Annotated in this window: 24 protein-coding genes; 12 read left to right on the forward strand and 12 right to left on the reverse strand. The window is 63.4% G+C overall.

The genetic code is table 11. The features are described from left to right. Positions 1-3 precede the first annotated feature (3 nt). From ACEN42_RS15805 to ACEN42_RS15815, 3 genes are all read right to left on the reverse strand, one after another. Positions 4-1,698: a formylmethanofuran dehydrogenase subunit A gene (locus ACEN42_RS15805; RefSeq protein WP_371881777.1), complete on the reverse strand. Its 1,695-nt coding sequence runs from the start codon at positions 1,696-1,698 to the stop codon at positions 4-6. Continuing rightward, positions 1,695-2,957: a formylmethanofuran dehydrogenase gene (locus ACEN42_RS15810; RefSeq protein WP_371881778.1), complete on the reverse strand. Its 1,263-nt coding sequence runs from the start codon at positions 2,955-2,957 to the stop codon at positions 1,695-1,697. The genes ACEN42_RS15805 and ACEN42_RS15810 overlap by 4 nt, the downstream gene beginning before the upstream one ends. A 757-nt stretch (positions 2,958-3,714) precedes the next feature. Continuing rightward, positions 3,715-4,449 (reverse strand): HisA/HisF-related TIM barrel protein, encoded by a 735-nt coding sequence (locus tag ACEN42_RS15815; protein ID WP_371881779.1) that lies wholly within the window; start codon positions 4,447-4,449, stop codon positions 3,715-3,717. A gap of 13 nt (positions 4,450-4,462) precedes the next feature. Between ACEN42_RS15815 and ACEN42_RS15820 the strand changes: the two genes are divergently transcribed. The 3 genes from ACEN42_RS15820 (at position 4,463) to ACEN42_RS15830 (ending at position 7,302) form a co-directional block, all read left to right on the forward strand. Beyond that, a complete protein-coding gene (locus ACEN42_RS15820) occupies positions 4,463-5,503 on the forward strand; it encodes an ATP-grasp domain-containing protein (protein WP_371881780.1) in 1,041 nt (346 codons plus the stop codon). After that, positions 5,500-6,630 carry a hydantoinase/oxoprolinase family protein gene (locus ACEN42_RS15825; protein WP_371881781.1) on the forward strand — a complete coding sequence of 377 codons (1,131 nt, stop codon included), beginning with the start codon at positions 5,500-5,502 and terminating at the stop codon, positions 6,628-6,630. Before ACEN42_RS15820 ends, ACEN42_RS15825 begins: the two co-directional genes overlap by 4 nt. A gap of 84 nt (positions 6,631-6,714) precedes the next feature. Beyond that, complete coding sequence (locus ACEN42_RS15830; RefSeq protein WP_029672372.1) at positions 6,715-7,302, forward strand: aspartate kinase; 588 nt, start codon at positions 6,715-6,717, stop codon at positions 7,300-7,302. Positions 7,303-7,921: 619 nt separating this feature from the next. Here ACEN42_RS15830 and ACEN42_RS15835 read toward each other — a convergent pair. The 4 genes from ACEN42_RS15835 to pqqA form a co-directional block, all read right to left on the reverse strand. Further along, on the reverse strand, positions 7,922-9,067 hold the full coding sequence (locus ACEN42_RS15835; RefSeq protein WP_371881782.1) for an IS481 family transposase: 1,146 nt from the start codon (positions 9,065-9,067) through the stop codon (positions 7,922-7,924). A gap of 177 nt (positions 9,068-9,244) precedes the next feature. Then, positions 9,245-9,937 carry a (5-formylfuran-3-yl)methyl phosphate synthase gene (locus ACEN42_RS15840; RefSeq protein ID WP_371881783.1) on the reverse strand — a complete coding sequence of 231 codons (693 nt, stop codon included), beginning with the start codon at positions 9,935-9,937 and terminating at the stop codon, positions 9,245-9,247. 36 nt (positions 9,938-9,973) lie between these two features. Continuing rightward, the gene (locus ACEN42_RS15845; RefSeq protein ID WP_238294026.1) at positions 9,974-10,540 is read right to left on the reverse strand and encodes a DUF447 domain-containing protein; all 567 of its coding nucleotides are present in this window, start codon (positions 10,538-10,540) and stop codon (positions 9,974-9,976) included. A gap of 81 nt (positions 10,541-10,621) precedes the next feature. Continuing rightward, positions 10,622-10,696, reverse strand: a complete 75-nt coding sequence (gene pqqA, locus ACEN42_RS15850; RefSeq protein ID WP_008354335.1) for a pyrroloquinoline quinone precursor peptide PqqA — start codon at positions 10,694-10,696, stop codon at positions 10,622-10,624. A gap of 391 nt (positions 10,697-11,087) precedes the next feature. Between pqqA and ACEN42_RS15855 the strand changes: the two genes are divergently transcribed. The 7 genes from ACEN42_RS15855 (at position 11,088) to fba (ending at position 19,779) form a co-directional block, all read left to right on the forward strand. After that, positions 11,088-12,578, forward strand: coding sequence for a form I ribulose bisphosphate carboxylase large subunit (locus tag ACEN42_RS15855; protein WP_238217311.1), 1,491 nt, complete (start codon positions 11,088-11,090; stop codon positions 12,576-12,578). A gap of 672 nt (positions 12,579-13,250) precedes the next feature. Next, positions 13,251-13,667 carry a ribulose bisphosphate carboxylase small subunit gene (locus tag ACEN42_RS15860; RefSeq protein ID WP_029672368.1) on the forward strand — a complete coding sequence of 139 codons (417 nt, stop codon included), beginning with the start codon at positions 13,251-13,253 and terminating at the stop codon, positions 13,665-13,667. 15 nt (positions 13,668-13,682) lie between these two features. After that, complete coding sequence (gene cbbX / locus ACEN42_RS15865) at positions 13,683-14,600, forward strand: CbbX protein (RefSeq protein ID WP_371881784.1); 918 nt, start codon at positions 13,683-13,685, stop codon at positions 14,598-14,600. Positions 14,601-14,617: 17 nt separating this feature from the next. Next, entirely contained in the window at positions 14,618-15,712 is a 1,095-nt protein-coding gene (locus ACEN42_RS15870) for a class 1 fructose-bisphosphatase (protein ID WP_238217315.1), read from the forward strand. 49 nt (positions 15,713-15,761) lie between these two features. After that, the gene (locus ACEN42_RS15875) at positions 15,762-16,634 is read left to right on the forward strand and encodes a phosphoribulokinase (RefSeq protein WP_029672365.1); all 873 of its coding nucleotides are present in this window, start codon (positions 15,762-15,764) and stop codon (positions 16,632-16,634) included. Positions 16,635-16,669: 35 nt separating this feature from the next. After that, entirely contained in the window at positions 16,670-18,712 is a 2,043-nt protein-coding gene (gene tkt, locus ACEN42_RS15880) for a transketolase (protein ID WP_371881785.1), read from the forward strand. A 29-nt stretch (positions 18,713-18,741) separates the two neighbouring features. Further along, positions 18,742-19,779: a class II fructose-bisphosphate aldolase gene (fba, locus tag ACEN42_RS15885; RefSeq protein ID WP_029672363.1), complete on the forward strand. Its 1,038-nt coding sequence runs from the start codon at positions 18,742-18,744 to the stop codon at positions 19,777-19,779. 40 nt (positions 19,780-19,819) lie between these two features. On the opposite strand, the gene ACEN42_RS15890 is transcribed toward fba, so the two are convergent. Together ACEN42_RS15890 and ACEN42_RS15895 are read right to left on the reverse strand one after the other, a co-directional pair. Next, positions 19,820-20,200 carry a type II toxin-antitoxin system VapC family toxin gene (locus tag ACEN42_RS15890; protein ID WP_371881786.1) on the reverse strand — a complete coding sequence of 127 codons (381 nt, stop codon included), beginning with the start codon at positions 20,198-20,200 and terminating at the stop codon, positions 19,820-19,822. Continuing rightward, positions 20,197-20,499 carry a hypothetical protein gene (locus ACEN42_RS15895; protein WP_029672361.1) on the reverse strand — a complete coding sequence of 101 codons (303 nt, stop codon included), beginning with the start codon at positions 20,497-20,499 and terminating at the stop codon, positions 20,197-20,199. Before ACEN42_RS15895 ends, ACEN42_RS15890 begins: the two co-directional genes overlap by 4 nt. Positions 20,500-20,597: 98 nt before the next feature. Between ACEN42_RS15895 and ACEN42_RS15900 the strand changes: the two genes are divergently transcribed. Next, complete coding sequence (locus tag ACEN42_RS15900; protein ID WP_371881787.1) at positions 20,598-21,146, forward strand: thioredoxin family protein; 549 nt, start codon at positions 20,598-20,600, stop codon at positions 21,144-21,146. Here ACEN42_RS15900 and ACEN42_RS15905 read toward each other — a convergent pair. Genes ACEN42_RS15905 through ACEN42_RS15915 form a run of 3 tightly spaced genes read right to left on the reverse strand, consistent with a single transcriptional unit; the run spans position 21,143 to position 25,166 of the window. Continuing rightward, entirely contained in the window at positions 21,143-22,543 is a 1,401-nt protein-coding gene (locus tag ACEN42_RS15905; protein WP_371881788.1) for a DUF6513 domain-containing protein, read from the reverse strand. The genes ACEN42_RS15900 and ACEN42_RS15905 overlap by 4 nt on opposite strands. Then, positions 22,522-23,121: a flavoprotein gene (locus tag ACEN42_RS15910; RefSeq protein ID WP_371881789.1), complete on the reverse strand. Its 600-nt coding sequence runs from the start codon at positions 23,119-23,121 to the stop codon at positions 22,522-22,524. Before ACEN42_RS15910 ends, ACEN42_RS15905 begins: the two co-directional genes overlap by 22 nt. Beyond that, positions 23,118-25,166, reverse strand: a complete 2,049-nt coding sequence (locus ACEN42_RS15915) for a sigma-54-dependent Fis family transcriptional regulator (RefSeq protein WP_371881790.1) — start codon at positions 25,164-25,166, stop codon at positions 23,118-23,120. The genes ACEN42_RS15910 and ACEN42_RS15915 overlap by 4 nt, the downstream gene beginning before the upstream one ends. 350 nt (positions 25,167-25,516) lie before the next feature. Between ACEN42_RS15915 and ACEN42_RS15920 the strand changes: the two genes are divergently transcribed. Next, positions 25,517-26,017 carry a dihydroneopterin aldolase gene (locus ACEN42_RS15920; protein ID WP_371881791.1) on the forward strand — a complete coding sequence of 167 codons (501 nt, stop codon included), beginning with the start codon at positions 25,517-25,519 and terminating at the stop codon, positions 26,015-26,017. Positions 26,018-26,227: the final 210 nt, after the last annotated feature.

Here is a 26,227-nt window from a genome sequence, read left to right on the forward strand (position 1 = left end):
GCGTCAACTCCCGCTCGCCGCGAAGCACGCGACGGGCAAGAGCCGCCCGCCGTTGCAGCACGCGCAGATTTCGTCGTCGCCGATCGCAATATTTTCGAAGCGCGTCGCCAGATTCGCCTCTGCATACTCGCGCACGCGCTTTTCGATCGCGCGATCGTACTCGGGGCTCACGTAATGAATGCCGCCGGTGGGCGTGGCGAGCAGCGTGCCGTCGCGCGCGATCAGCTCGCCGTCCTTGAACACGTAAGCGGGTGATGTGAACATGCGCTCGCGGTCCGCATCGTCGCGATACACGGCGATATCCGCCGCCGCGCCTGCGCCGAGATGGCCGCGATCCTTCAAACCGAGCAGTTTCGCGGGACCGGCGCGCGTGATGATCGCGATGTCGTAGAGCGAGAATTCGCGCGTGATTTCGCCGAGCGCACTCGCGGTCTTCGCATCGGCGTTGAGCTTGTCGAGCTGCTCGTCGCGAAAGGACTTGTCCATCAGCAGGCGGATCAGGTGCGGATAGCTCGTGAAGGGCGCGCCGTTCGGATGATCGGTGGTCATCGACACGCGCCACGGATCGTCGACGAGCAGAAAGATTTCCAGCCCGATGATCCATTGCAGCGCGTTCACGAAGCTCTGTTCGCGATACTTGAACGGCACGACGCCGCAGCCCGCATCGCATTCGATATCGCCGAGCACCCATTTGCGCGGGCGGGCCATCGGTGCGTTCTTGAACTGCATCATCGTGTCGCCCGATGCCGTGACAGTCTGACCGAAGATGATCTGGCCGACATCGATCGTCACATTGGGCCGCGCGTTCACCGCTTCGGCGATGGCACGCGCGCCCGACGAGAACTTGCGCGTGCCTTCGGTCCCGTAGCTATGAAACTGGATATGCGTCAGATGAATGGGCAGGCCATCGGCTGCGTCCATCGTCCGGATCGTCGATTCGATGTTGCCCGGCACGCCGAGATTGCTTGCGTGAACATGCAGCGGATGCGGCACGCGCAGATCGGTGAGCGCGCGCGTGAGCGTCTTCAATACATCGCGCGGCGTGATGCCGTAGTGCACGTGCTTTTCATCGACATCGAGCGAGCGCTGATTGAACTTGAACGCCGAAATGCCGCCGGGATTCACGACCTTCACGCCGAGCGCCTTGCTCGAATCGATGGTCCAGCCGACATAATCGCGCAGGCGTTCGAAGTCTTCGTTCGCGGCGAGCATCTGGAGAAATAGCTCGTCGTTGCCCATCATCACGTAGGCGCCGTGATCGATGATCGGCGTGTCGCCCATTTCCAGATGCGCGTGCCGCGCGTTCGATGCGATCATCGCCGGCTCGAACGCGGCCGTGTAGCCCATTTCCGCATATCGATAGCCTGCGGCGAGCGTACCCGGCGCGCACACGCCGCAAGAAGGCAGGCGCATATAGCGGCCTTCGTTCGGGCGATCGGGCACGGCGCGCGGATCGTCGCGATGATCTTCCGGCAGCAACAGGCGCGACAGATTTGTCTTGCCACCGCCGATATGCGAATGCAGGTCGATGCCGCCTGCCATCACGATCATGCCGCTTGCATCGAAATCGTGTTCGATGCTTTCTCCCTGCGCGTGATCGACGATGCGTCCATCGCGGATATAGATGTCGCGCTTCTCGCCGTTCACGCCGTTCGCCGGATCGTAGAGCGTGCCGCCCTTGAGACGCGCGAGGCTCATGACGGCCTCCGTGCCTGCGTGAGTTGCGAGGCAATCGCGGCGACGGTCGGCAGGTCGACATCGCGTGCGGCGTAAAGCTGCGCGACCACGGATGTATCCACGCGAAACAGATGGCCGCCGCTGTCGATGCCGGGCGTCGCGACCGGAATGAACACGGTCGGGCCTTTGCGCGCGGGCAGTTGCGTCGATGGATGGCCGAGGATGATGGCGGGCACGTCGTCATCGAGCGATGCGGGGAGCGGCTCGGGCGCGAAGCTCGATACCCAGAGCAGCGCATCGATTTCGCCGCGGCTCAGGAGCGTTTCGGTGCGATAGCGATGCGCATCGTGATCGAGCGGCAGGCCGTATGCGACGCGCGTGCGCGGCGGGAAGCCCGAGAGCCATGCGATCGTCTGATTGACGGATGCGGCGCCGTCGTCGCCGGTGAGCGCGATTGCGCCTGCGCGCGCGGTGCGGTTGATCGCCTTCACGATGCGTTGCAGCGCCTCGATCGCGAGTGCGGCGTGTCTGGTCGGCAGCGTCGCAGGCTCGTAGATGAACGCGGTGTATTGCGCTTTTGCGATGCGCTCTGTCAGTGCGACGAGTTCCGCGACTGGAATCGGGCGGCCGCCTTCGACGTGTGCGGACCAGAGCGCGAGCGTATCGAAGGGATCGGTGTTCGACGCGATCGATTCGGCGCGTGCGTTTGCTGCTTTATCGATGTCACATCCGACGAATACGACACTTACGTCGCGGTCTTCGCGGATGGCGCGTTCATAGAAGCGCGGATAGCGCCGCGAGGGCTCGCACGCGAACACGATGACGAGATCGGCGCGCGAGCGCACTTCGGAGAGCGTCGTGAAGAAGGAACCGCGATCTTGCAGCGCGCGGTTGCTGTCGGCGAGCGTGTCGCCGTGAAGGTGATCGAGGATCGCGCCGCAGTGCGCGGCGAGTTCATAGAGCGCGCGGGCGCCGGCCACGTCGGTTGTGAGGCCGCCGAAGAGCGGCCGATGTGCGTTCGACAGGATCGCCGCGGCATGAGAGAGCGCCGACGCAAGGTCGGTGTCTTGCCCGTCGATCGCGGGTTTGCGGTTTGCATCCTGCGGACTGTAGCTTGCAAGGGATGCTGCGAGCCGCGGGCATGCGGTGGACGGTGCTGCGAGCCGTCGATCGGCGGTTGGTGCGAGCGTGATGTCGTCGCATAGCATCGGGCAGAACGGACAGGTCCAGGGTTTTCTTGCTGTGGCCTGTGGGTTCGGTGTTGTTGAGGACTCGGGCATGGTCGTGCTTCTAAGCAAGGTCTATGCCGTTTTTGGTTTTCGCCGGATCCCGGTTTCGCGTCGGTCTATTAGCACTGCCCCTCCCCGGGGCGGGGGTCACTTTCTTTGCTGCTGCAAAGAAAGTAACCAAAGAAAGCAGCTTCTCACCGCCCGCAGTCACACGCACGTTGGCCATGCTTGCCAGCCCACGGTGGCACTCGCCTAAGTGTCGCCCTCGAAGGACTAACCGGGCTTGGCTCGCGCACGGTCTGCCGCCCGAGAGGTTTCAGCGCGCTGGTTCAGCACCAAATAGCTTCGGCACAGCGCTACGCGCTGCCGTCGGGTATGCGAGGGACACCTTCGAAGAAGGAGCGCGCGCAAACCCGATTGACCCATCGGCCGCGAAGCGGGCCGGAGCTATTTGGTGCTGAACCAGCGCGCTTAAACATTTGGTGCGGCAGACCGTGCGCGGTCCAAGCTGTTATCTGCTTGTGGGGGCACTCGCTACTGCCGGGCCATTAGGCCAATCGCCTGTGCCGCGGCCGGTGTAAAGTGCTTAGGCTGGGGATAGCTGTTTGTTTAGTGACTGCCGCCCCGCATAGGGGCAACGCCAATAGACCGACACGAAACCGGGATCCGGCGCGAAACCAAAAAAACCCCAAAAAAACTGCTCCGCAATGCAACACACTGTCACCTATGCATCACTGAATGCAACACGTGCTTGCCAAAGGATTACAAGCGCAATCAAAGCCCACCCCCCTTGGCACAGATATTGAGTTCAGAGGTCGAAAGCCCCGCGATGCACATCGCGCCGACCCACGGTGCCATCGTGAATCGCGGAGGCCACGAGCCACGCATATGCGCCGCTGTCATCGGCACGAGCGAGATCATCGTCATTGCGGACACCGCCCGCGCCGATGAGCTCGCGCGCACCGGCGAGCGCCCGCACGGAAGCGAAGGTATCGAGATCGGGCCCGGCATAAGCACCGACGTGATCGAGCGTCATCACGATCACACGCGACGGCCACCACGAACTCTCGGCATGGAGCGAACCGAGCGCGAGCCCGCCGCGATAGTCGAGCGAAAGGATAGGCTCGAAACCGCAGGCAGATGCCTCCGCGACCGCGCCGATGTCGAGCAGCGTCTCGGTGCCGAACACGGGCACGATCGCCGAGGGCGATGCGGACCGCGCGAGCCGCGCGATACGTTCGACGAGCGCACGCATCGGCGCGAATGCGGTGAAGCCCGCGTCGAGCCAGATGCGAACGCCCTCGCCGAGGGCATCGCAAATAGCGGCGAGCGCATGGTCGTGCGCGCCGCGCTGCAGGATCGCGCCCAGATCGGCGACGTACAACGTGCGTGCGCCGGTCGCGGCGACGAGCGCACGGGCGATCGCAACCGGATCGCTCGTGGCGCACAACGAGGACTGGATCGGCCGATAACGCGAACGCTCGCCGCGCACTGCGCGCACCGCGTGGCCGTCGAGCAGATCGAGAACGGGTATCACCTGCATGGATGGCTTTCCTTTGACCAAGATCTTTGTATTCGAGTATCTCACCGGCGGCGGCATCGATCCGGACGCGGCGGGCGCAGGCAGCCTCGCCGACCTCTCCGCGCTGATCGTCGAGGGCCGCGTGATGCGCGACGCCATCGCCGCCGATCTGCGCGCGCTGCCGGGCATCGAAGTGACCGTCGCCAGCTCGCGCTTCGAGCAGTTCGACGACGCACAAGGCTACGTGCGCGCGCAGCCCGGCGAGCCGGTCATACGCTTCGTCGCCCGCGTGGCGCGCGAGCACGACTATGCCTGCATCGTCGCGCCCGAGTGCGACGGCCTGCTCCTCAAGCTTTACGATGCCGTCGGCCAGGCGCGCTGGCTCGGCTGCGCGAAGGAAGCGATCCGAGCGGCATCGAGCAAGAGCGCGACGGCCGCATGTCTCGCCGCGCGCAGCATTCCGGCGACGCCCGCACTCGAACCGGAGAACGCGTCCGCCGGAATCGGGCGACGCTGGGTCGTCAAGCCCGACGACGGCGCGGGTGGCCTCGACACCTACGTCTACGACGACCTCGCCGCCGCGCGCAACGAATACGCGGCGCGCGCGGAAGCGGGCCGCAATCCCGTGTTGCAGGAGTGGATCGACGGCGAGCCGCTGAGTCTTTCGCTGATTTGTCGCGAACGACTGTCGCGGCTCGTGAGCATCAATCGTCAGCGCATCGGTTTGTCGGACGCGGCGGGATCGGAACGGCGCGCGCGCATCGTGCAGTTCGATGGCGTCGATGTCGATCGCATCGACCGGCACGGTCCGCAAGGGCGCGCGCTCGAACGGCTCGCGTTGCGCGTCGCCGAAGCGTTTCCGGGTTTGCGCGGCTTCGTGGGCATCGATGTCGTGTGGCATCCGGAGCGCGGGCCGGTCGTGATCGAAGTGAATCCGCGTCTGACGGTCGCGTATGCCGAGTTGAGCCGGCGCGGCGGCAGGAATCTCGCGGCGGAACTGCTCGCGGCGCATCGCGTGCCCGGTTTCGACGGCGACGCCGGTTTGCTGCGCGCGTGCGGCGGAGCGGCGTCATGACGGCATCGACTTCAGCGGATGCGCCGGTGTTCGGCTGGGATGTGGGCGGCGCGCACGTCAAGGTGTCGATGGCGACGCGCGCGGGCGTGCTCGCCGATGTCGCGCAATGGGCGTGTCCGCTGTGGCAGGGCATTCCGCATCTGGAACGCGTGATCGACGCGATGTTCGAGCGCTGGCCCGCCGCCGCCGATGCGTCCGCGCGTCACGCCGTCACGATGACGGGCGAAATGGTCGATCTCTTCGCCGACCGCGCCGAAGGCGTGCGCACGTTGACGCGCACGCTCGCGCAGCGGCTCGGCCCGCGCACGATGTTCTTCGCCGGCGATGGCGGCTGGCTCGCGCGATCGGCGTGCGCGGACGGCTGGCGCAAGGTCGCGTCGGCGAACTGGCTCGCGACCGCGCAATGGGTCGCGACGTGCGTGCCGGACGCGGTGCTGATCGATATCGGCAGCACGACGACGGACATCATCCCGATCGTCGGCGGCCGTGTCGTGGCGCGCGGCGCGAACGACGCCGAGCGGCTCATCAGCGGCGAACTGGTCTATCAGGGCATCGTGCGCACGCCGTTGTGCGGGGTCGCGCATCGCATCGCGTTTCGCGGCGAGACGACCGGCGTGATGAACGAGTGGTTCGCGACGACGGCCGATGTGTATCGACTGACGGGCGAATTGTGGCCCGAGCACGACCAGCATCCGAGCGCCGACAACGGGCCGAAGACGGAGGCCGCGAGCCGGGCGCGCATCGCGCGGATGATCGGCCGCGACGCCGCCGATGCGAGCGATGCCGAATGGCGGCGCTTTGCGCAGAGCTGGCGGCACGAGCAGTTGCGCGCGCTGGAGACGAATCTCGCGCGCGTGATCGCGCGGGATGCGGCGCTGGCCGCTGCGCCGATCGTCGGCGCGGGCTGCGGGCGCTTTCTGGCGGCGTCGCTGGCGCGGCAGGAGGCGCGCGGCTATATCGATTTCGCGCGGCTCGCGGGCGTCGCGGATGACGACGCGACGCGCGCCGAGTGGGTATCGACGTGTGCGCCGAGCGTGGCGGTCGCGCTGCTGGCGTCGATGGCGGCGAAGGGCGCAGCAGGCAACGAAGCCCGTCCCTGCGACGATGCATCGCCGCGCGCGGCGTGATAGCGTGCGAAATATAGCGTAGCGAAGACGGCGTATCGAAACCGGGTGCGTGGCCCGGCGGCATCATCGAACGAGGACAAGAACATGTGGGTGGTGAAGATCGGGGGTAGCCTCAGCCACGACCCGGCGCTGCGCGAGTGGCTGACGCGGCTCTGGGAAGTGGGCGGAGGGCGCGTCGTGATCGTGCCGGGCGGCGGCGATTTTGCGGACGCGGTGCGGCAGTATCAGCACGAATGGCAGTTCGACGATCTCGCGGCCCACAACATGTGCCTGCTCGCGATGGCGCAGTATGCGATTCTGATGCAGGGCGTGGTGCCGGAGCTCGTGCTGGCGTCGAACGAGGATCGCATCCGGCGGGCATTGCGCGATGGGCGCGTTGCGGTGTGGGTACCGACGGATCTGATGCGCGCAACGCCCGATTCGATGACCAACTGGGATACCACTTCGGATAGTCTTGCCGCGTGGCTTTCGACGTTGCTCAATGCCGAGCGGCTGATGATCGTGAAGTCGTGTGATGTCGATGCGGATGCGCCGTTGGAGTCGCTCGCCGCGAAGGGCATCGTGGATCGGCGGTTTCCTGCTTATGTGCGGGATGCGAATTATATTGTCGAGATTTTTAGTAAGGGTGATGCGGCGGTTATGCGGGATCGGTTGTTGAATGTGGCGGTTTGAGGTTTGTTCGCCGGATCCCGTTATCACGTCGGTCTATTAGCAGCGCCCCTCCCCGGGGCGGGGGTCACTTTCTTTGCTGCTGCAAAGAAAGTAACCAAAGAAAGCAGCTTGTTTAGGCCCGCGGTCACACGCACGTTGGCCATGCTTGCCAGGCGCCCGTGGACCTCGCCTAAGTGTCGCCCTCACAGGCCCAATCCGGCTTGGCTCGCGCACGGTCTGCCGCTCCAAATGTTTCAGCGCGCGGGTTCAGCACGAAAGAGCTTCGGCACAGCGCTTCGCGCTGCCGTTGGGTATGCGAGGGAAACCGTCGAAAAAAGATGGAAGCATCAGCAAAGAAGCACATGCAGACCCGATTGACCCATCGGCCGCGTAGCGGGCCGGAGCTATTTGGTGCTGAACCAGCGCGCTCAAGGTTATGGTTTGTCAGACCGTGCGCGGTCCAAGCCCTTATCTGCTTGCGGGGGCACTCGCTATTGCCGGGCCATTAGGCCAATCGCCTGTGCCGCGGCCGGTGTGAAGTGCTTAGGCTGGGGATAGCTGTTTCTTTGGTTACTTTCTTTGCAGCAGTGTATGGACCGGAGACATAGGTAACAGGTGTGTCAGGACATGGGTAACACATTTAGCTCCTTTTGCCGCGCTCCTTCAAGTTGATGGTATCGATTCGATGATGAGCGAAGTACACGTCGTAGCAGCCGTCGGTTTCGCTACAGGCGCGCAACGCGATGGGCAGCTCAGCCAGCGCACTTGAAACCTTGAAGCATTGCGACTTGAAGCGCACCTCGCCGTTGATGCCCACGCGAAGCACCACGTCTGCGTCGCCGTACTCGATCGGCGGCAGACGCTCCGGATACGCGCGCGGGCTGGGTTGATAGCGCGAGATCGGCGTGGCCATGCCCAGCGCCTGATGCGGGCGCTCGTAGTTGTACATCTGGCGCCACGTATCGAAGGCTTGCTGGATACTCTTCAGGTTCTTGAAGTGTCGACCGGCGAGCAGTTCAGCCTTCAGCGTCCGATGAAACCGTTCGTCTTTACCGTTGGTCTGCGGATGCCCGGGCCGGCTGTACGAAGGTCGGATGCCCAGGCGGATCAGCCAGATCGCCAGCGCAGTCAGTTGTCCGGGTCGCGCAGGGCTGCCCCATGGCGGACCGTTGTCCGCATTGATGCGCAGCGGCAACCCGTAACGGCGAAACACCGCGCGCAAGTGCTCACGCACAACCCGCGTGGGCGTGCTGCCACACGCATCGAGCGCCAGATCGAAGCGCGAATGATCGTCAAGCACCGTGAACGGCAGGCAGCGTCGTCCACTGTCGAGTTCGATATAGCCCTTGAAATCCATCTGCCACAGATCGTTGGGATGCTCGTGTTCGAAGCGCTGCCATCGCAAGGCCTCGGTGCTGCTCTCAGCGGTGATCAAGCCTTGCCGATGCAGGATACGCGTCACGGTGCTCGGCGAAGGCGTCTGAGCGCAACCCAGATCGCTCAGGCGCCTGGCAAGCTTGGCCGCCCCCCAGGCGGGATGCGCTTGACGCAGTTCGACCACGCGTGCCTCTACTTCGGCATCGGTACGCGAGGGGCTATGCACGGGCCGTCGGCCCTGATCGGCCAAAGCGGTGTCGCCTTGCTCGAAGCGCCTGATCCACTTGTACCCCGTCTTCGCGCTGATGCCGTACTGGCGACACAAGGCGCGCCGATTGGCCCCTTCTCGGGTGGCGAATTCCACGAATTCAAGCCGCAGTTCCATGATGTCTTTGCTATCCCAGGTCATGATCTACTCCGGACGAACCATTCGTCCGAAGTGTTACCCATGTCCTGGAACAGGTGTTACCCATGTCTCCGGTCCATACACAGCAGCAAAGAAAGTGACCCCCGCCCCGGGGAGGGGCAGTGCTAATAGACCAAAAAGAAAACGGGATCCGGCGACAACCCAAGCAACCCGCCCCAACTAACCCCCAAACCCATGCAAAGCCCGAACCCACATCCCCACGCGGCTGGGATCAAGCCGCCCCCCCCTCCCATGACGCTCATCACACAGCGCCCCGCGAAACCCGGCAATATCCGGCGCGAGCCTACGAATCCTGTCGAGATCGCCCCAGCCGAGCGACCCGGCAACCGCAATCATCGTCCCGCGAGCGCGCGCATCGACGATGCATGAAGCAAGCACTCCCGCATCGACGCAATCGAACAACGTGCGTCCGTTCTTGCTCGCCGTATCGAACACGATGCCGACAAAGCCCAATTGAACCGCCAGCGCGGCCAGCTCACGATCCACGCCATCATCCGATAGCAACACCGGCACCACCGCCGCCGGCAGGCTCGCCAGATGCCTCAGGCAGGCGGAAGCCCCCGCACCGGGCGTCACCCCGACCTTCACATAATCGACACCCGCCGCCGCGACATCGAGCACGCGCGCGGTCATATCGTCGAGCGCATCGTTGGGCAAGTCGCCGATCGTCGCGCTGATCGGCCGCACCGCATAGCGCGCACGCAACGCCCGCACGATAAGCGCAATATCGCCGATCACCACGCCTCCCAGCGCGCCCGCGTCCGGTTCCTTCAGGTCGATCAGTTCCGCGCCGGCGTCGGCGGCATCGAATGCTTCGTCGGCCGAGCGGACGCTCGCGAGCAGTGCGGTCATCGTCAAAACTCCAATGGAAATACCACGGAAGACGCTTCAGGTGAGCGCTTTGGCGCGATGCGCCTCGATTGCCCGCAAGAGCCATTGCCATGCTTCACGCTCGACATCGCCAGCGGTCTTGTCGATCGCGATCTTCAGATATGCAATCTCGCTGTCCACTTTCTCCGATGGCAGCATGAAGAGCCGGCTCACCAGAATCGCGCCTTCGACGACAGCGGCCTGCGCGCGATTGAAGCCCGCAAACGGCGCGTGTGTCGCGCGATGCACGCATGCCATGCGCAGCGTCGGACGTGTTTCGTCGTCGACAAGTTCAGCGAGGCGCAGCTCGGTATGCGCAAGCGTGGATGCGAGCCGCACGCTCGGCACCGTGTCCGCGGCGAGCGTCGGCCAGTCGCGCGCATAGCCCGTCACGCAGCCGGCGAACACACGCACGTCCGTCGTGAAGTTGATGACGGCGCTCTGCGTCGCGATGACGTTGTCGAGCGTCGTCGATGGTCGGAATGGCGCGAGGATCGCGAAACCGTCCTCGAAACGCACGCCCATCGGCGCGATGTGGGGCCGGCCATCGCGATCCGCGGTCGTGACGATGGTCTCGTAAATCATGATGGTCGGCGAAAGTCTTCGAAGCCGCACGAAATGACCGCGAAACGCTTCGGCGCGGCTTCGTGCGGGTTTGATCCGCGTTTAGCGGGTGGCGATATACATCGTGATTTCAAAACCAAAACGCATATCGGTGAAGCTTGGCGTGGTCCATTGCATGCGCGTTCCTCCATGTGAGTCGAGTGGATGCCTCGGTTACCGCTTCAATGATTTGCCGATGCGGACGAATCCGCCAGGCGGCCGGGAGGGGGCCGGCACTTCGACGATGCAAGCGTCATGCCAATGGCATGAAGCGGATGCCGAAGAACGCGGCTCGCTCATCGTGAGCGCCGACTGTGACGAAATCAGAACAAAGTGTCCCACTCGCGCAGCCACAAACGCATCAGGGCTAATCCCGACTAAGGCATCGCTTATGGTCCGGCAAGTTATTCGTGAATTCCTTTCCTCGCGGCCAGTGCGTAGTCTGGAATCACAGCGGGCAACACAAGCGCGACGGTCGCTTCGGACATCGGGGCGCACGTCACTCTCATCTCACTGTCGAGGAAACGGAATGAACGACTTCAGCAAGGCCGCCGTCGAGGCGGCGCGCAATCCGTCCGATCCGCGCTCGCGCTATGCGGCCGGTGTCATGAAGTATCGCGAGATGGGCTACTGGCAGCCCGACTACACGCCGAAGGATACCGACGTGATCGCGCTCTTTCGCATCACGCCGCAAGCAGGCGTCGAGCCGGAGGAAGCGGCCGCCGCCGTCGCGGGGGAGTCGTCGACGGCGACGTGGACCGTCGTGTGGACCGATCGCCTCACCGCGTGCGACATGTATCGCGCGAAGGCGTATCGCGTCGAACCCGTGCCGAACGCACGCGCCGACGAGCCGCAATACTTCGCGTACATCGCCTATGAGCTCGATCTCTTCGAGGAGGGATCGGTTGCGAACCTGACGGCGTCCATCATCGGCAATGTGTTCGGCTTCAAGCCGCTGAAGGCGCTGCGTCTGGAGGACATGCGCATTCCGGTTGCGTATCTGAAGACATTCCAGGGCCCGCCGACGGGCATCATCGTCGAGCGTGAGCGGCTCGACAAGTATGGGCGGCCGCTGCTCGGCGCGACCGTGAAGCCGAAGCTCGGGTTGTCGGGAAAGAACTATGGACGTGTCGTGTATGAAGGACTGAAAGGCGGTCTCGACTTCCTGAAGGACGACGAGAACATCAACTCGCAGGCCTTTATGCACTGGCGCGACCGCTATCTCTTTGCGATCGAAGCCGTGAATCGCGCGCAGGCCGAAACCGGTGAAGTGAAGGGGCATTACCTGAATGTGACGGCCGGCACGATGGAAGACATGTACGAGCGCGCCGAATTCGCCAAGGAACTGGGCTCGTGCATCGTGATGATCGATCTGGTGATCGGCTGGACCGCGATTCAGTCGATGTCGAAATGGGCGCGTCGCAACGACATGATCCTGCATCTGCATCGCGCGGGGCATGGCACGTACACGCGGCAGCGCAATCACGGCATTTCGTTCCGCGTGATCGCGAAGTGGCTGCGCATGGCCGGCGTGGACCATGCGCATGCGGGCACGGCGGTGGGCAAGCTGGAAGGCGATCCGTTGTCGGTGCAGGGCTATTACAACGTGTGCCGCGACGCGCGCAATGAGCCGGATCTGTCGCGCGGCATTTTCTTCGATCAACCGTGGGCGGGTTTGCGCAAGGTGATGCCGGTGGCGTCGGGCGGCATTCACGCAGGACAGATGCATCAACTGCTCGATCTCTTCGGCGATGATTGCATTCTGCAATTCGGCGGCGGCACGATCGGGCATCCGCAAGGTATTCAGGCCGGTGCGACGGCCAATCGCGTTGCGCTCGAAGCGATGGTGAAGGCGCGGAATGAAGGGCGCGATATTGCTAATGAAGGACCGGAGATACTTGAAGCCGCTGCGCGGGGGTGTACGCCGTTGAAGCAGGCGCTCGATACCTGGCGCGATGTGACCTTTAACTATGCTTCGACGGATACGCCGGATTTTGCTGTTACTGCCACGGCGGTGTAAGGGGGTTTTTTTTCGCCGGATCCCGATTTCTTATTGGTTTATTAGCACTGCCCCTCCCCGGGGCGGGGGTCACTTTCTTTGCTGCTGCAAAGAAAGTAACCAAAGAAAGCAGCTCGTTTAAGCCCGCGGTCACACGCACGTTGGCCATGCTTGCCAGCCGCAGGCGGCACTCGCCTAAGTGTCGCCCTCACAGGCCCAGTCGGGCTTGGCTCGCGCACGGTCTGACGCGCTAGACGTTTTAGCGCGCTGGTTCAGCACCAAATAGCTTCGGCACAGCGCTTCGCGCTGCCGTTGGGTTTGCAAGGGAAACCATCTATAGGAGAGGAATTAGCAAAGAAGCACGCGCAAACCCGATTGACCGGTCGGCCGCGAAGCGGGCTGGAGCTATTTCGTGCTGAACCAGTTTGTTCTGTGGTGCGATTTGTCAGACCGTGCGCGGTCCAAGCTCTTGTCTGCTTGCGGGGGCACTCGCTACAGCCGGGCCATTAGGCCAATCGTCTGTGCCGCGGCCGGTGTGAAGTGCTTAGGCTGGGGATAGCTGTTTCTTTGGTTACTTTCTTTGCAGCAGCAAAGAAAGTGACCCCCGCCCCGGGGAGGGGCAGAGCTAATAGACCGACACGAGATCAGGATTCTACAAACGCAAACGCAAAACTAAACCCTAAGGATATCGAAATGAACATAACCCAAGGAACATTCTCCTTCCTGCCCCCGCTTACGGACGAGGAAATCTCCAAGCAAATAAATTACGCCCTGGACCAGGGCTGGTCATGCTCAGTGGAATACACCGACGATCCCCATCCCCGCAACACGTATTGGGAAATGTGGGGCTTACCGATGTTCGACCTCCGCGATGCCGCCGGCGTCCTGATGGAAGTAAACGAATGCCGCAAGACATATCCGAACCACTACATCAAGGTGAACGCCTTCGACTCGGTGCGCGGCTTCGAAACGATGCGTCTGTCATTCATGGTGAACCGCCCGGAGCAAGAACGAGGCTTCCGCCTCGAACGCCAGGACGACAAAAATCGCGTCCAGCGCTACGCAATCCGCACCTACGCAACCGATCGCCCGAGCGGCGAGCGCTATTGATCAGGAGAAGACATCATGAGCGCCGCAGCCACGCTCGAAGAAGAAGCGCCTCTTCAAACCACAGCCGACCTGATGGCGCTCTACCGCGAATCGCGCATCGGCGAAGTGCTGGCGGAACTGGATCGCGATCTCATCGGTCTCGCGCCGGTCAAGACGCGCATCCGCGAGATCGCCGCGCATCTGCTCGTCGAGCGCGCCCGCAAGACGCTCGGTATCGCGTCGGGTGCGCCCACGCTGCACATGTGCTTCTCGGGCAATCCCGGCACCGGCAAGACCACGGTCGCGCTGCGCATGGCGCAGGTGCTGCATCGGCTCGGCTATATCCGGCGCAATCATCTCGTTTCGGTGACGCGCGACGATCTGGTCGGCCAGTACATCGGTCATACCGCGCCCAAAACGCGCGAAGTGCTCAAACGTGCGATGGGCGGCGTGCTCTTCATCGACGAGGCCTACTACCTGTATCGCCCGGAGAACGAGCGCGACTACGGGCAGGAAGCCATTGAAATACTGCTGCAGACGATGGAGAACCAGCGCGACGATCTCGTCGTGATTCTCGCGGGATACGAGTCGCGCATGGAGACGTTCTTTCACAGCAATCCGGGCTTCCGTTCGCGCATCGCGCATCACCTCGTGTTTCCGGACTATGCGCCCGACGAGCTCCTGCAGATCGCCGAGCACATGCTGACCGACATGCACTATCGCTTCGACGAAGACGCACGCCACGCCTTCGAAGCGTATCTCGCGCACCGCATCAGACAGCCGAACTTCGCCAACGCGCGCTCGGTGCGCAATGCGCTGGATCGCGCGCGTCTGCGTCAGGCGAATCGTCTGTTCGCCGCCGCCGAAAACGGCAGCGCCATCGCCGATGCCGATGCATTGATGCAACTCGACGCGAGCGATATCCGCGCGAGCCGTGTGTTCACCGATTCATGACGCAAAAGGAGAGCGCGATGCAGGATGGACGCACGACCTTATCGAAGTTCCTGATCGACACGCTGGACCGTAAGCCCGGTCCGGAAGCCGCGAGCGGCCTGTCCGCGCTTCTCATCGACGTGGCCGCATCGATCAAGACGATCGCGGCCGCATTGACGCGCGGCGCGCTGGGCGGACAGCACGGCTCGGCGCAATCGGTCAACACGCATGGCGAGGAACAGAAGAAGCTCGACCTCGTGACCAACGATATCTTCCTGCAACATTGCGAATGGGACGGTCTGCTCGCGGGCATGGTGTCGGAAGAGATGGAGCGCGTCTATGCGATTCCCGAGCCGTATCCGCGCGGCGAGTATCTGCTCGCGTTCGATCCGCTCGATGGCTCATCGAACATCGACATCAATGGCGTGGTCGGCTCGATCTTCTCCGTGCTGAGACGCGTCGGCGATGAAAGCGGCCCTCCGGACGACGCATCGTTTCTGCGCCCCGGACGCGAACAGGTTGCGGCGGGCTATGCGATCTACGGACCATCGACGATGCTCGTGCTCTCCGTCGGCAACGGCACGCACGGCTTCACGCTGGAACGCGATGTCGGCAATTTCGTGCTCACGCATTCCGATATCCGCATTCCCGAGGATTCGTGCGAGTTCGCGATCAACGCATCGAACGAGCGCTTCTGGGAGCCGCCCGTGCGCCGCTACGTGCAGGAATGCAAGGACGGCCGCACCGGTTGCCGCGCGCAGGACTTCAACATGCGATGGATCGCGTCGATGGTCGCGGAAGTGCATCGCATCCTCATGCGCGGCGGCGTGTTCATGTATCCGCGCGACTTTAAGACGCCCGAGATGGAAGGACGCCTGCGTCTGCTCTATGAAGCGAGCCCGATGAGCTTCATCGTCGAGCAGGCGGGCGGGCTGTCGATCACGGGACGCGAGCGCATTCTCGATGTCGAACCCGAGGCTTTGCATCAGCGCGTGCCTGTGATTCTCGGCTCGCGCAATGAAGTCGAGCGCATTCAGCGCTATCACGGCGAATACGATCGCGGCGAGGACAAGCCGTTCACGTCGCCGTTGTTCAAGGAACGCTCGCTGTTCCTGCCGGAGACGGAAGCGTAGAAACGCATCTGAAACAGCGCTCATTACATGAATATCAGGGAGGCAGCGCATGTCAGTCAAACATCCGATCGTCGCGGTGACCGGTTCCAGCGGCGCCGGCACGACCACCGTCATGAAGAGCTTCACGCATATCTTCAGGCGCGAAAAAATCAATGCGCAGATCGTCGAAGGCGATGCGTTTCATCGTTACGATCGTCTCGGCATGCGCGAGGCGATGAAGCAGAGCGAGCGCGACGGCCGCGTCAATTTCAGCCACTTCGGGCCGGAAGCGAATCTGCTCGAAGAACTCGAATCCTTGTTCGATACCTACGGCCGCACGGGCGGCGGCCAGTTTCGCCATTACGTGCACGATGAAGGCGAAGGCGCGCAGTACAAACAGGACGCGGGCACTTTCACGCCGTGGGAGGACGTCACGCCCGGCACCGACATGATGTTCTACGAGGGCCTGCACGGCGGCGCCGTGACCGACAAGGTCGATATCGCGCGCCATGCGGATCTGCTCGTCGGCGTCGTGCCGATCATCAATCTCGAATGGATTCAGAAGCTGCATCGCGACCAGACGATGCGCGGTTATTCGCACGAGGCCGTAGTCGATACGATCCTGCGCCGCATGCCCGATTACGTGAACTACATCTGTCCGCAGTTCTCGCGCACGCATGTGAATTTTCAGCGCGTGCCGACCGTGGATACGTCGAACCCGTTCACCGCGCGCGAGATTCCGCAGCCTGACGAGAGCTTCGTCGTGATCCGCTTCGCGAAGCCGAAGGGCATCGACTTTCCCTATCTGCTGACGATGCTGCACGACTCGTTCATGTCGCGGCCGAATGTGATCGTCGTGCCCGGCGGCAAGATGGGTCTCGCGATGCAGCTCATCTTCACGCCGATGATTCTGCAACTGCGCGACCGACGCGCGCGCGCCTAGAAAGATTTCTCATCTTGTATCAAAGGAGGCATCTCATGAATGCCGTCGCTGAGGCTTTTCCCAGACTTCATCGCTCACCCGATACGCGACAGATGGCGAACGCGCTGCGCATGCTCGCCGTCGATGCCGTCAGCCAGGCGAACTCCGGTCATCCCGGCATGCCGATGGGCATGGCGGAGATCGCGGTCGCGCTGTGGGGGCGTCATCTGAAGCACAATCCCGCCGATCCGGACTGGCCGGATCGAGACCGCTTCGTGCTGTCGAACGGTCATGGTTCGATGCTGCTCTATGCGCTCTTGCATCTGAGCGGCTATGACTTGTCCATCGACGAGATCAGGCGTTTTCGCCAGATGGGCAGCAAGACGCCGGGGCATCCGGAAGTGGGCGTGACGCCCGGCGTCGAAACGACGACCGGGCCGCTCGGCCAGGGCTTGACGAATGCGGTCGGCATGGCGCTCGCCGAGGCCTTGCTCGCGCGCGAATTCAATCGGCCGGGGCATGAGATCGTCGATCATCGCACGTATGTTTTCGTGGGCGATGGCTGTCTGATGGAAGGCGTGTCGCATGAAGCGGCGTCGCTCGCGGGCACGTTGCGGCTCGACAAGCTCACCGTGCTCTACGACGACAACGGCATTTCGATCGATGGCCATGTCGATGGCTGGTTCACCGACGATACGCCGAAGCGCTTCGAATCGTACGGCTGGCACGTCGTGCGCGCGGTGGATGGCCACGATGTCGAAGACGTGTCGCGTGCGTTGCAGGACGCGCGCGAGTCTGATCGTCCGACCCTGATCTGCTGCAAGACGGTGATTGGCCTGGGCGCGCCCAACATGGCCGGCACGCACGACGTGCACGGCGCGCCGCTTCCCGCCGACGAAGTCGAAGCGACGCGCCGCGCGCTCGACTGGACGCATGCGCCCTTCGAGATTCCGTCATCGGTTCGCGCGCTTTGGGACGCCCGCGAGGCGGGCGCGACGGCGCAGGAAGCGTGGCATCGCCGCATGGACGCGTATCGCCGTGTGTTTCCGGATGAGGCCGCCGAGTTCGAGCGTCGCGTGCGCGGCGCGCTGCCCTCGAACTGGCGCGACATGGCGTATGCGCTCGTGCGCGATGCGGATCGCGCGCGGCAGACGGTGGCGACGCGCAAGGCATCGCAACTCGCAATCGAGGGTCTCGCGCGCGCGTTGCCCGAACTGCTGGGCGGCTCGGCCGATCTGACCGGATCGAATCTCACCCGCTGGAAGGATGCGGTGGATGTGAGCGCAACGCCAGAGAAGGGCAACTACATCCACTTCGGCGTGCGCGAGTTCGGCATGAGCGCGGTGCTGAACGGCGTCGCGCTGCATCGCGGCTATCTGCCGTTCGGCGGAACCTTCCTCACGTTTTCCGACTACTCGCGCAACGCGTTGCGTATGGCCGCGCTGATGAAAGCGCGCGTGGTTTTCGTCTTTACGCACGATTCGATCGGCCTTGGCGAGGACGGCCCGACTCATCAGCCGATCGAGCATGCCGCGAGCCTGCGCATGATTCCGGGCCTCGACGTATGGCGTCCCTGCGATACCGTCGAGACGATGCAGGCATGGGTGAGCGCGGTGGAGCGCGACCGGCCTTCGTGCCTGCTGCTGTCGCGCCAGAATCTGCCCTTCGTGCCGCGCGATGAAGCGCAGATCGATGGCATCGAGCGCGGCGGCTACGTGCTTCTCGACTGGCCATCGACATGCGAACGCGATGCGCGCCGTGTCGTGCTGATTGCGACCGGTTCGGAAGTGGCGCTCGCGCTCGCGGCCGTCGAGCCGCTGAAGGAAGAGGGCATTCTCGCGCGCGTCGTGTCGATGCCATCGACGACCGTGTTCGATCGCCAGTGCAACGTGTGGCGTGAACGCGTGATGCCCGAAGGCGTGCCGCGCGTCGCCATCGAGGCGGGCGTCACGGCCTTCTGGCGGCAGTATGTCGGATTGAATGGCGGCGTGATCGGCATCGATCGCTTCGGCGAATCCGCGCCCGCGAGCGAATTGTTCGCGCACTTCGGCGTGACGACCGCGGCGCTCGTCGATGAAGCGCGCCGCGTGGCGGCCTGAATTTTCGCACCCCGCATGGAGACATCACGATGGCTTTCATCGCATTGAGGCAGTTGCTGGATCACGCGGCGGAGCACGCTTACGGCGTGCCGGCCTTCAACGTCAACAATATGGAGCAGGTGCACGCGATCATGCAGGCGGCCGAGGCGACGAAGAGCCCGGTGATCCTGCAGGCGTCGGCGGGCGCGCGCAAGTATGCGGGCGAGCCGTATCTGCGGCATCTGGTGCTTGCGGCCGTCGAGGCGCATCCGGATATTCCGGTGGTCCTGCATCAGGATCACGGTGCGAGCCCGTCTGTTTGCCAGCAGGCGATACGCTCGGGCTTCACGTCGGTGATGATGGACGGCTCGCTCATGCCCGATCAGAAGACGCCCGCCGAATACGAGTACAACGTGGAGGTGAGCCGGCGCGTCGTGGAGGCGGCGCATTCCGTGGGCGTGTCGGTGGAAGGCGAGCTGGGCTGTCTCGGATCGCTGGAGACGGGGCGCGCGGGCGAGGAAGATGGCGTCGGCGCGGAAGGTACGTTGAGTCACGATCGATTGCTGACCGACCCCGACGAAGCGCGCGCGTTCGTCGAGGCGACGGGCATCGATGCGCTCGCGATCGCCATCGGCACTTCGCACGGCGCGTACAAGTTCAGCCGCCAGCCGACCGGCGATATCCTCGCGATCGATCGCATCGCCGAGATTCACGCGCGCATTCCGGACACGCATCTCGTGATGCACGGGTCTTCTTCGGTGCCGCAGGAATGGCTTGCGATCATTCGCGAGCACGGCGGCGAAATTCCGGCGACGTTCGGCGTGCCGGTGGAGGAAATTCGGCGCGGCATCGCGAACGGCGTGAGGAAGGTGAACATCGACACGGATATTCGTCTCGCGATGACCGGCGCGATGCGCAGGGCGATGGCGTCGGCGAAGTCGGAGTTCGATCCGCGGCATGCGTTGAAAGCGGCGACGGCGGCGGCGCGGGACTTGTGTATCGAGCGCTTCGAGGCGTTCGGGTGTGCGGGGCATGCTGATCGGATCAGGCCGATGGCGCTGGAGGCGATGGCGAAGCGATATCACTGAAAGGAGCGCCGCTCGTTGGTTTGGGACGGGCGGCGCTGGGTCAGGCGGGGATCGCGGCGTCAAGGTATTCGGAGAGTTCACTGTCGACTGTCAGAAATCTGAGCACTTCCGTTCGCGCCTGCGTGACTAACAGACGATCGAACGGATCGCGATGCAGGTCAGGCATGTCCCGTACCGCGAGAGCATGTTTGAGTTGGACCGGAAGCACGATGAACGGTTGCGCTCCAAGCTCGTCGATGGTTCGTGCGGCGCGCGGGTCCAGCTTGCCGCGCGCCGCCTTGATCGACAGCTCCCAGATGGTGGCCGTACTGACGTACACCTGCTCCGCCTCATCTATCGACTTGCGAATACGAGCGGGTAGTCGCCGATCTTTCGACACACGCCAGATATAGACGTGAGAATCGAGCAGTACACGCATCATCGGCTCTCGTGAATGACGTTGGCTTCTTCCGGGAAAATTGGACCGTTGTACATCTGGTCGATGATGTCATCGGGCAAAGGCTTGAAGGATTCGTCCTCGAAGACGCTCTCGTCTTCGGGATCGAACACGATGATCGAACCCGTGGCTTCAGGTTTGTCATTGTCGAAATTCTTGACAGACCGTACCTTGAGCAGCAGCACCGGACGCTCGCCACCGATAGCCACATCCTTTCCGTCCGCCACGAGATCGAGGAGCTTCTGCAAATCCTTCTGCGCCTCTTCAATACTGAAAATGTACACGATTACTCCGGATAACTAACAAGAGATCCCATGCTATCCGACTCCGACCAACCCGCCAATATGCCGAACGGCCAACCCAGCAAATTGGGAGCTATCTCATGCCCACAGAATCTCCGACCGCGGAACTCGGCGCGACAGCCTCCGCATTCACGCTGCCCGCGACCGACGGGCAGAGTTACACGCCCGACTCGCTGAAGGGCGCGAACGGTCTCGTCATCGTGTTCATGTGCAATCACTGCCCTTACGTGAAAGCCGCGATGCCGAATCTGATTCGCGATGCGCACGCGCTGAAGGAGATCGGCGTCAATGTGGCGGGCATCAATTCGAACGACGCGATCGTCTACACCGACGATGCATTCGATCGCATGGTCGCGCTCACGAAAGAATGGAACCTGCCGTTCCCCTATCTGCACGATGAAACGCAGGAGATCGCACGAGCCTACGGCGCGGTCTGCACGCCGGAATGCTTCGGCTTCGACCGTGATCTGCGATTGAGATATCGCGGTCGTATCGACGCATCGCGCAAGGAAGCCTTGCCCGACGCGCGCCGCGATCTGTTCGAAGCGATGCGCGCGATAGCCGCAAACGGAGAAGCGCCCGAAGCGCAATACCCGGCGCTCGGATGCTCGATCAAATGGAAGCCCTAGCTCTTCTTTTTGGTGCTGCCGGGCGCATGCCACGCCATCAGATCCTCATCCGGCCGATCGACTTCGCATCCCCAATCGAGCGGCTGATCCTGATCGAAGCGCTTGCCTAGCTGCCAGGCGATCTCCGCGCGCGCAAGCTGCACGCCGAGATAAAACGCATGACCGCCATCGCTCTCGACCTTCAGCTCGGGATAAAGCGCGAACGGATCGATCGCGACATGATGACCATCGCGGTTATAGACATGAATGCCATCTGCCGATACCTGCACGCGAAAATTCGGATCGCGTATCGCGGCGGCGAGGGTGGCGATCTCGTCGGCGTCGTACGGAAAAGGCCGCTTCGCATGCAGCGCCGACAGATCCGCGGAAATGCCTTTCGGCAGCGTCTGCGTTTCGCGCGCGGCATGCATCACGCGGCGCGCGACATCGGCTTCGCGAACGGCACGCCTTGCATGCAGACTCACCGAAGTCGTCAACACGGCAGCGATGCGCAATTCGGCCGCCATGCCGAACAGCACCGCGTTGATGCCGCTCGTGTCCGCCTCGGTCAACTCGGTCACGTTGCCGACGCCCATCATGATCGGCACATCGGGATAGCGTTCGCGCAACGACACGTAACGCGCGATGGACGCCGCGAGCCCGAACGGAATCGGATCGAGAATCGGGTCGGCGAGAAAGGGGCGGCCGCGCTTCGTCATCGCTTCGATCGCGGCATCGAGCGAGGCGACGTCGGCGGGTTCGCGCGGCACCAGAATCGGCGTCGATGCAATTTCATCCGCGATCCACAACGTGTCGGCGTTGAGGCTCATCACATAGTCCGCGCCCGCGCGTCCGCCGCGCACGAGTTCTTCATCGCGCATCGAATCGACGCTCACGCGATAGCCCTGCTCCTTCAGCATCGCAACCGCATCTTCTAGATGCGGGAAGGCTGTCTCCGGCAGGCAGCCGACATCGATTACATCGGCGCCCTGACGCTTGTATTGGCGCGCGCGCGCCGCGATGCCATCGAGATCGAGGCGCGGCGCATCGACGATCTCCGCGAAGATTTCAGTCTCGTAGCGCGACAGATCCATATGCCGCGCCTCGCGCCCGAAAAACTGCGGCAAGTCCTTCACTTCCTCGGGGCCGCGCTCGACCGTCACGCCGTAATGGGCGGTGAGGGCATCGAGATCGCCACGGCATCGGCCGGGCACGATCATGCGGCTCGTGCGTTCGCTCAAAGGCGTTTCGACGCGACGACGGATCATGTCGGCGGTCATCAGTCCCGCGACCTGCAGACCGATCTCGCGGACTTCCCACGTGAAGGGCGATCCGACAGCGGCGGGCGCGATGCTTTCGAGTACCTGATGAAGGCTCAACTGCGCGAGCCGCCCCGTCAGGAAGACGATGTGTTCCATGCGAGCTTCAGGTCCGACAGGCGTTGATCGAGCGCGGCCCTGAGATCGTCGAGCGAGCGGGCCACGGTGGTATGCGCGAAGCGCGCGAGCCGCTCGACGTTCTCGAACTCGATCGCGCGCGGCCTCACTTCGACCCATTCGTGCGGGGTCTGCGTGATGACGCTCGGCGCGGTATCGCATGCGAATACGATGCCCGGCACGCATTGCTTGCCGGCTTGCGCATAGAGATTGGTGGGCAAGGTGTCGGAGATGCCGAACGCGCATTTGGCGACGGTATTGCTCGTCGCGGGCGCGATCACGACCGTGTGATATTCGCCGTGATAGATCATGCCGACGGGCACGCTGCTCGCGCTGTTGTCGCGAAACACCTTGAAGTGCTCGCGCAGCTTGGCGAGCGTCCAGCCGTAGAGCGGCAGCACTTCCTCGCCGGCAGCGGAAAGAAACAGATCGACGCCCGGCAGTTGCCGTGCGAGCGCGATCGACTCCTCCAGCATATGGCCGGAGCCGGTCACGCACCACGCGAAGCGCGCGTCGGGCTTGAACTCGTCGAGCCGGCGGGCGGGCGTGGGTTCCGTCATGCGTCGGGCGTGTCGTGCGACAGGCGAATATGCAGGCGATGCATCTTCCGGTACAGCGTATTGCGGCTGATACCCAGCACTTTCGCGACATTGCTCACGTTCCAGCGATGCTCGTCGAGCAATTGCAGCACGGTCTCGCGCTCCTTCACCTGGATCGCGTTGAGCGACGATGTATCGGCGTCTTCGGTCAGATGCGGCGCCGGCGCAACCGGCGCGCGCGCCGCAGTCTGCGTAATCGGGGCGGCGCCGTTCACGATCTCCGCCGGCAGATGCGCGCAGCGGATCTCGGGGCCGTCGCAGAGCGCGATCGCCATTTGCAGCACATGCCGCAACTGGCGAATGTTGCCTGGCCACGGATACGACAGCAGCGCCTGCCGCGCTTCGGCGGAGAGCGCGGGGGGATCGTCGGATTCGGTTTCGAGAATATGAGCGATGAGCGCGAGCGCATCGGCGCGTTCGCGCAGCGGCGGCAGATTGATCTCGATCCCGTTCAGCCGGTAATACAGGTCCTCGCGGAACATGCCCGTCTGCACGAGCTCGACGAGATTGCGGTGGCTCGCGCTGATCAACTGGAAATCCACTTTCACGATGGTTTCCGCGCCGAGCGGCGTGACCTCGTGCTCTTCGAGCACGCGCAGCAGACGCGCCTGCAACGTGAGCGGCATGTCGCCGATTTCATCGAGAAAGAGCGTGCCGCCGTTCGCCTGCACGATCTTGCCGCGCCGTCCTTCGCGCTGCGCGCCGGTGAATGCGCCCGCGCGATAACCGAACAACTCGCTTTCGATCAGATTCTCCGGCAGCGACGCGCAGTTCACCGCGACGAACGGACCCGTGCCGTTCGGGCTGATGCTGTGCAGCGCATTGGCGAACACTTCCTTGCCGGTGCCCGTCTGGCCGCGAAGGATGATCGGAATCTTGCGCTGGATCACGCGCGCGGCGAGCTGGATCTGCGAGGCCATGCGCGGATCGCCGAATTCCAGATGGGCGAGCTTGTCGAGACGGCCGGCGGTAGTCGTCTCGCGCATGTCCTTCTTCGGCGCCTTCGGGCGCGCGGCGGGCGCGGACAGGTCACGCGAGACGGGATCGTTCATCAGGATGCGCGTCGCGCCGCTGCCGCCTTCGCGCGGCGTCTGCGCGGTGAGGAAGAAGCGGCTGTTGGCCTTCGCGCTATAGACCGTCACGGGGTGGAACGAGCCGCGGATGCTGCGCGCGATCATGTCCTCGAGCGATGCATTGAACGCTTCCTCGATGCGCTTGCCGCACAGTTCGCCGGGCGAGCGCAGATCGAGCTGGAAGAGCGCGCTGCGGCTTGCGGCGAGCACGACGCCATCGTCGCTGACGGCGAGCTTGCCCGCGTGCAGCGTGCCGACGAACTCGGGACGGCTGTGGAAGTGGATCATGTTCGCGTGCCGGTAGCGCGCATCGATCAGACGATTTTCGATCATCTGCCGCGACATGCCGACGAGCACGAGCGAATGCTGTTGCAGGAGCTTCGAGCGGCTCGTCACGTCGAGCACGCCGACGACGGTGCCACGCTCGTCGAAGATCGGCGCGGCCGAGCAGGTGAGCGACGTATAGCGCGGATAGAAGTGCTCGTGCTGGCATACGGCGATGCAATCGCGCTCGATGAGGCAAGTGCCCATGCCGTTGGTGCCGGCTTCGCGCTCGCTCCACAGCGCGCCGACGCGCAGGCCATCGGCCGCGACGGCTTCGCCGAACGGCACTGACGACACCTGATGCACGATGACGCCGTCGGCATCGACGAGCACGACGGCGAGTTCGGGGTCGGCGAGCTGCTGATACAAGGTCGTCATTTCCAGCTTCGAGCACGCGATGAGATCGGTCGCGGCTTCGCGGCGATCGTTGAGCTCGTGCTGCGTGAGCACGGGCGGCATGACGAAGCGGCCCGGATCGAGCCTGAATTCCGTGAGGCACCGCAGCCACGATTGCGCGACCGAATCGCTGGCGCGGCGTGCGGCCAGCGGATTATTGACGATGTTCAGCACTTCCCGGACATGCGTGTCTACGTCAGCAAGCGACGACATGGGGGCAAGTCTCCGTTGCGCCGCGTTCCGGTGCGCGCGTGTCGCGCGGCCGTCCGGCGCCGAATCTGTTGTGTTTTACGCTGGCGCTGCGGCTTTCTCTGCCTGTTTCGATTTCGCGGATATTTCCGCTCGCAGGCGCGCCTCGTGGCCGGGTGGTCGGGATGGTTCAGGTGCTGTCTGGGACCCGATCCGGCCCGGTTCTCAAAAACTTTACATCCTTAGACGCGTAGGTTCAATAAGTAGTCGCATAGAGTAGGGCGAACTCGCCCGGTTTTTGCTTGCAGCTTACGGATGACTTCGGCGATGGGCGTCGGGGGCTTTTAAGGGCCGCTTTGCGCGGCGATGAGCATATGGGCCGATTCGAACCGATTCGCGAAGCTGTTTATGTTGCGCCGCAACCTGCTCATTCCGATGGGCGCGCTGGCGGTGCGATGGATATCGTGTATATCGAGGGACTCACGGGGCAGACCGTTATCGGCATCGACACGAGCGAGCTGCATGATCCGCAGCCGGTGCGGCTTAGTCTCTCGATTGGCGTGCCCTCGATTCGCGCTTGCGTGACCGATCGGATCGAAGATACGGTGAATTATGCGGCAGTGCGGGAGGCGATTGTTTCGCTGCTCGCGTCGCATGGGTTGCAGTTGCTTGAGGCGCTGGCTGAGCGCATCGCGCAGCTCGTCATCGCGGATTTTGGCGCGCATTGGGTGCGGGTCGAGCTTGCCAAGCCCGCGAAGTTTGATGATGTCGAGGCGGTGGGGGTTGTGATCGAAAGGCGGCGGGTTGTCGATGGTCGAGGTGGGGGTGGGCCCGTTAGTCTTGCCTGGATTGGGCGGGGGTATGTGCCGGGGTGAGTTGGTTTTTCGTCGCCGGATCCCGTATTCGCGTCGGTCTATTAGCACTGCCCCTCCCCGGGGCGGGGGTCACTTTCTTTGCTGCTGCAAAGAAAGTAACCAAAGAAAGCAGCTTCTCATCGCCCGCGGTCACACGCACGTTGACCATGCTTGCCAGCCCGCGGTGGCACTCGCCTAAGTGTCGCCCTCACAGGCCCAATCGGGCTTGGA

The organism is Caballeronia sp. S22, from assembly GCF_964261745.1.
Lineage (GTDB): Bacteria > Pseudomonadota > Gammaproteobacteria > Burkholderiales > Burkholderiaceae > Caballeronia > Caballeronia jiangsuensis.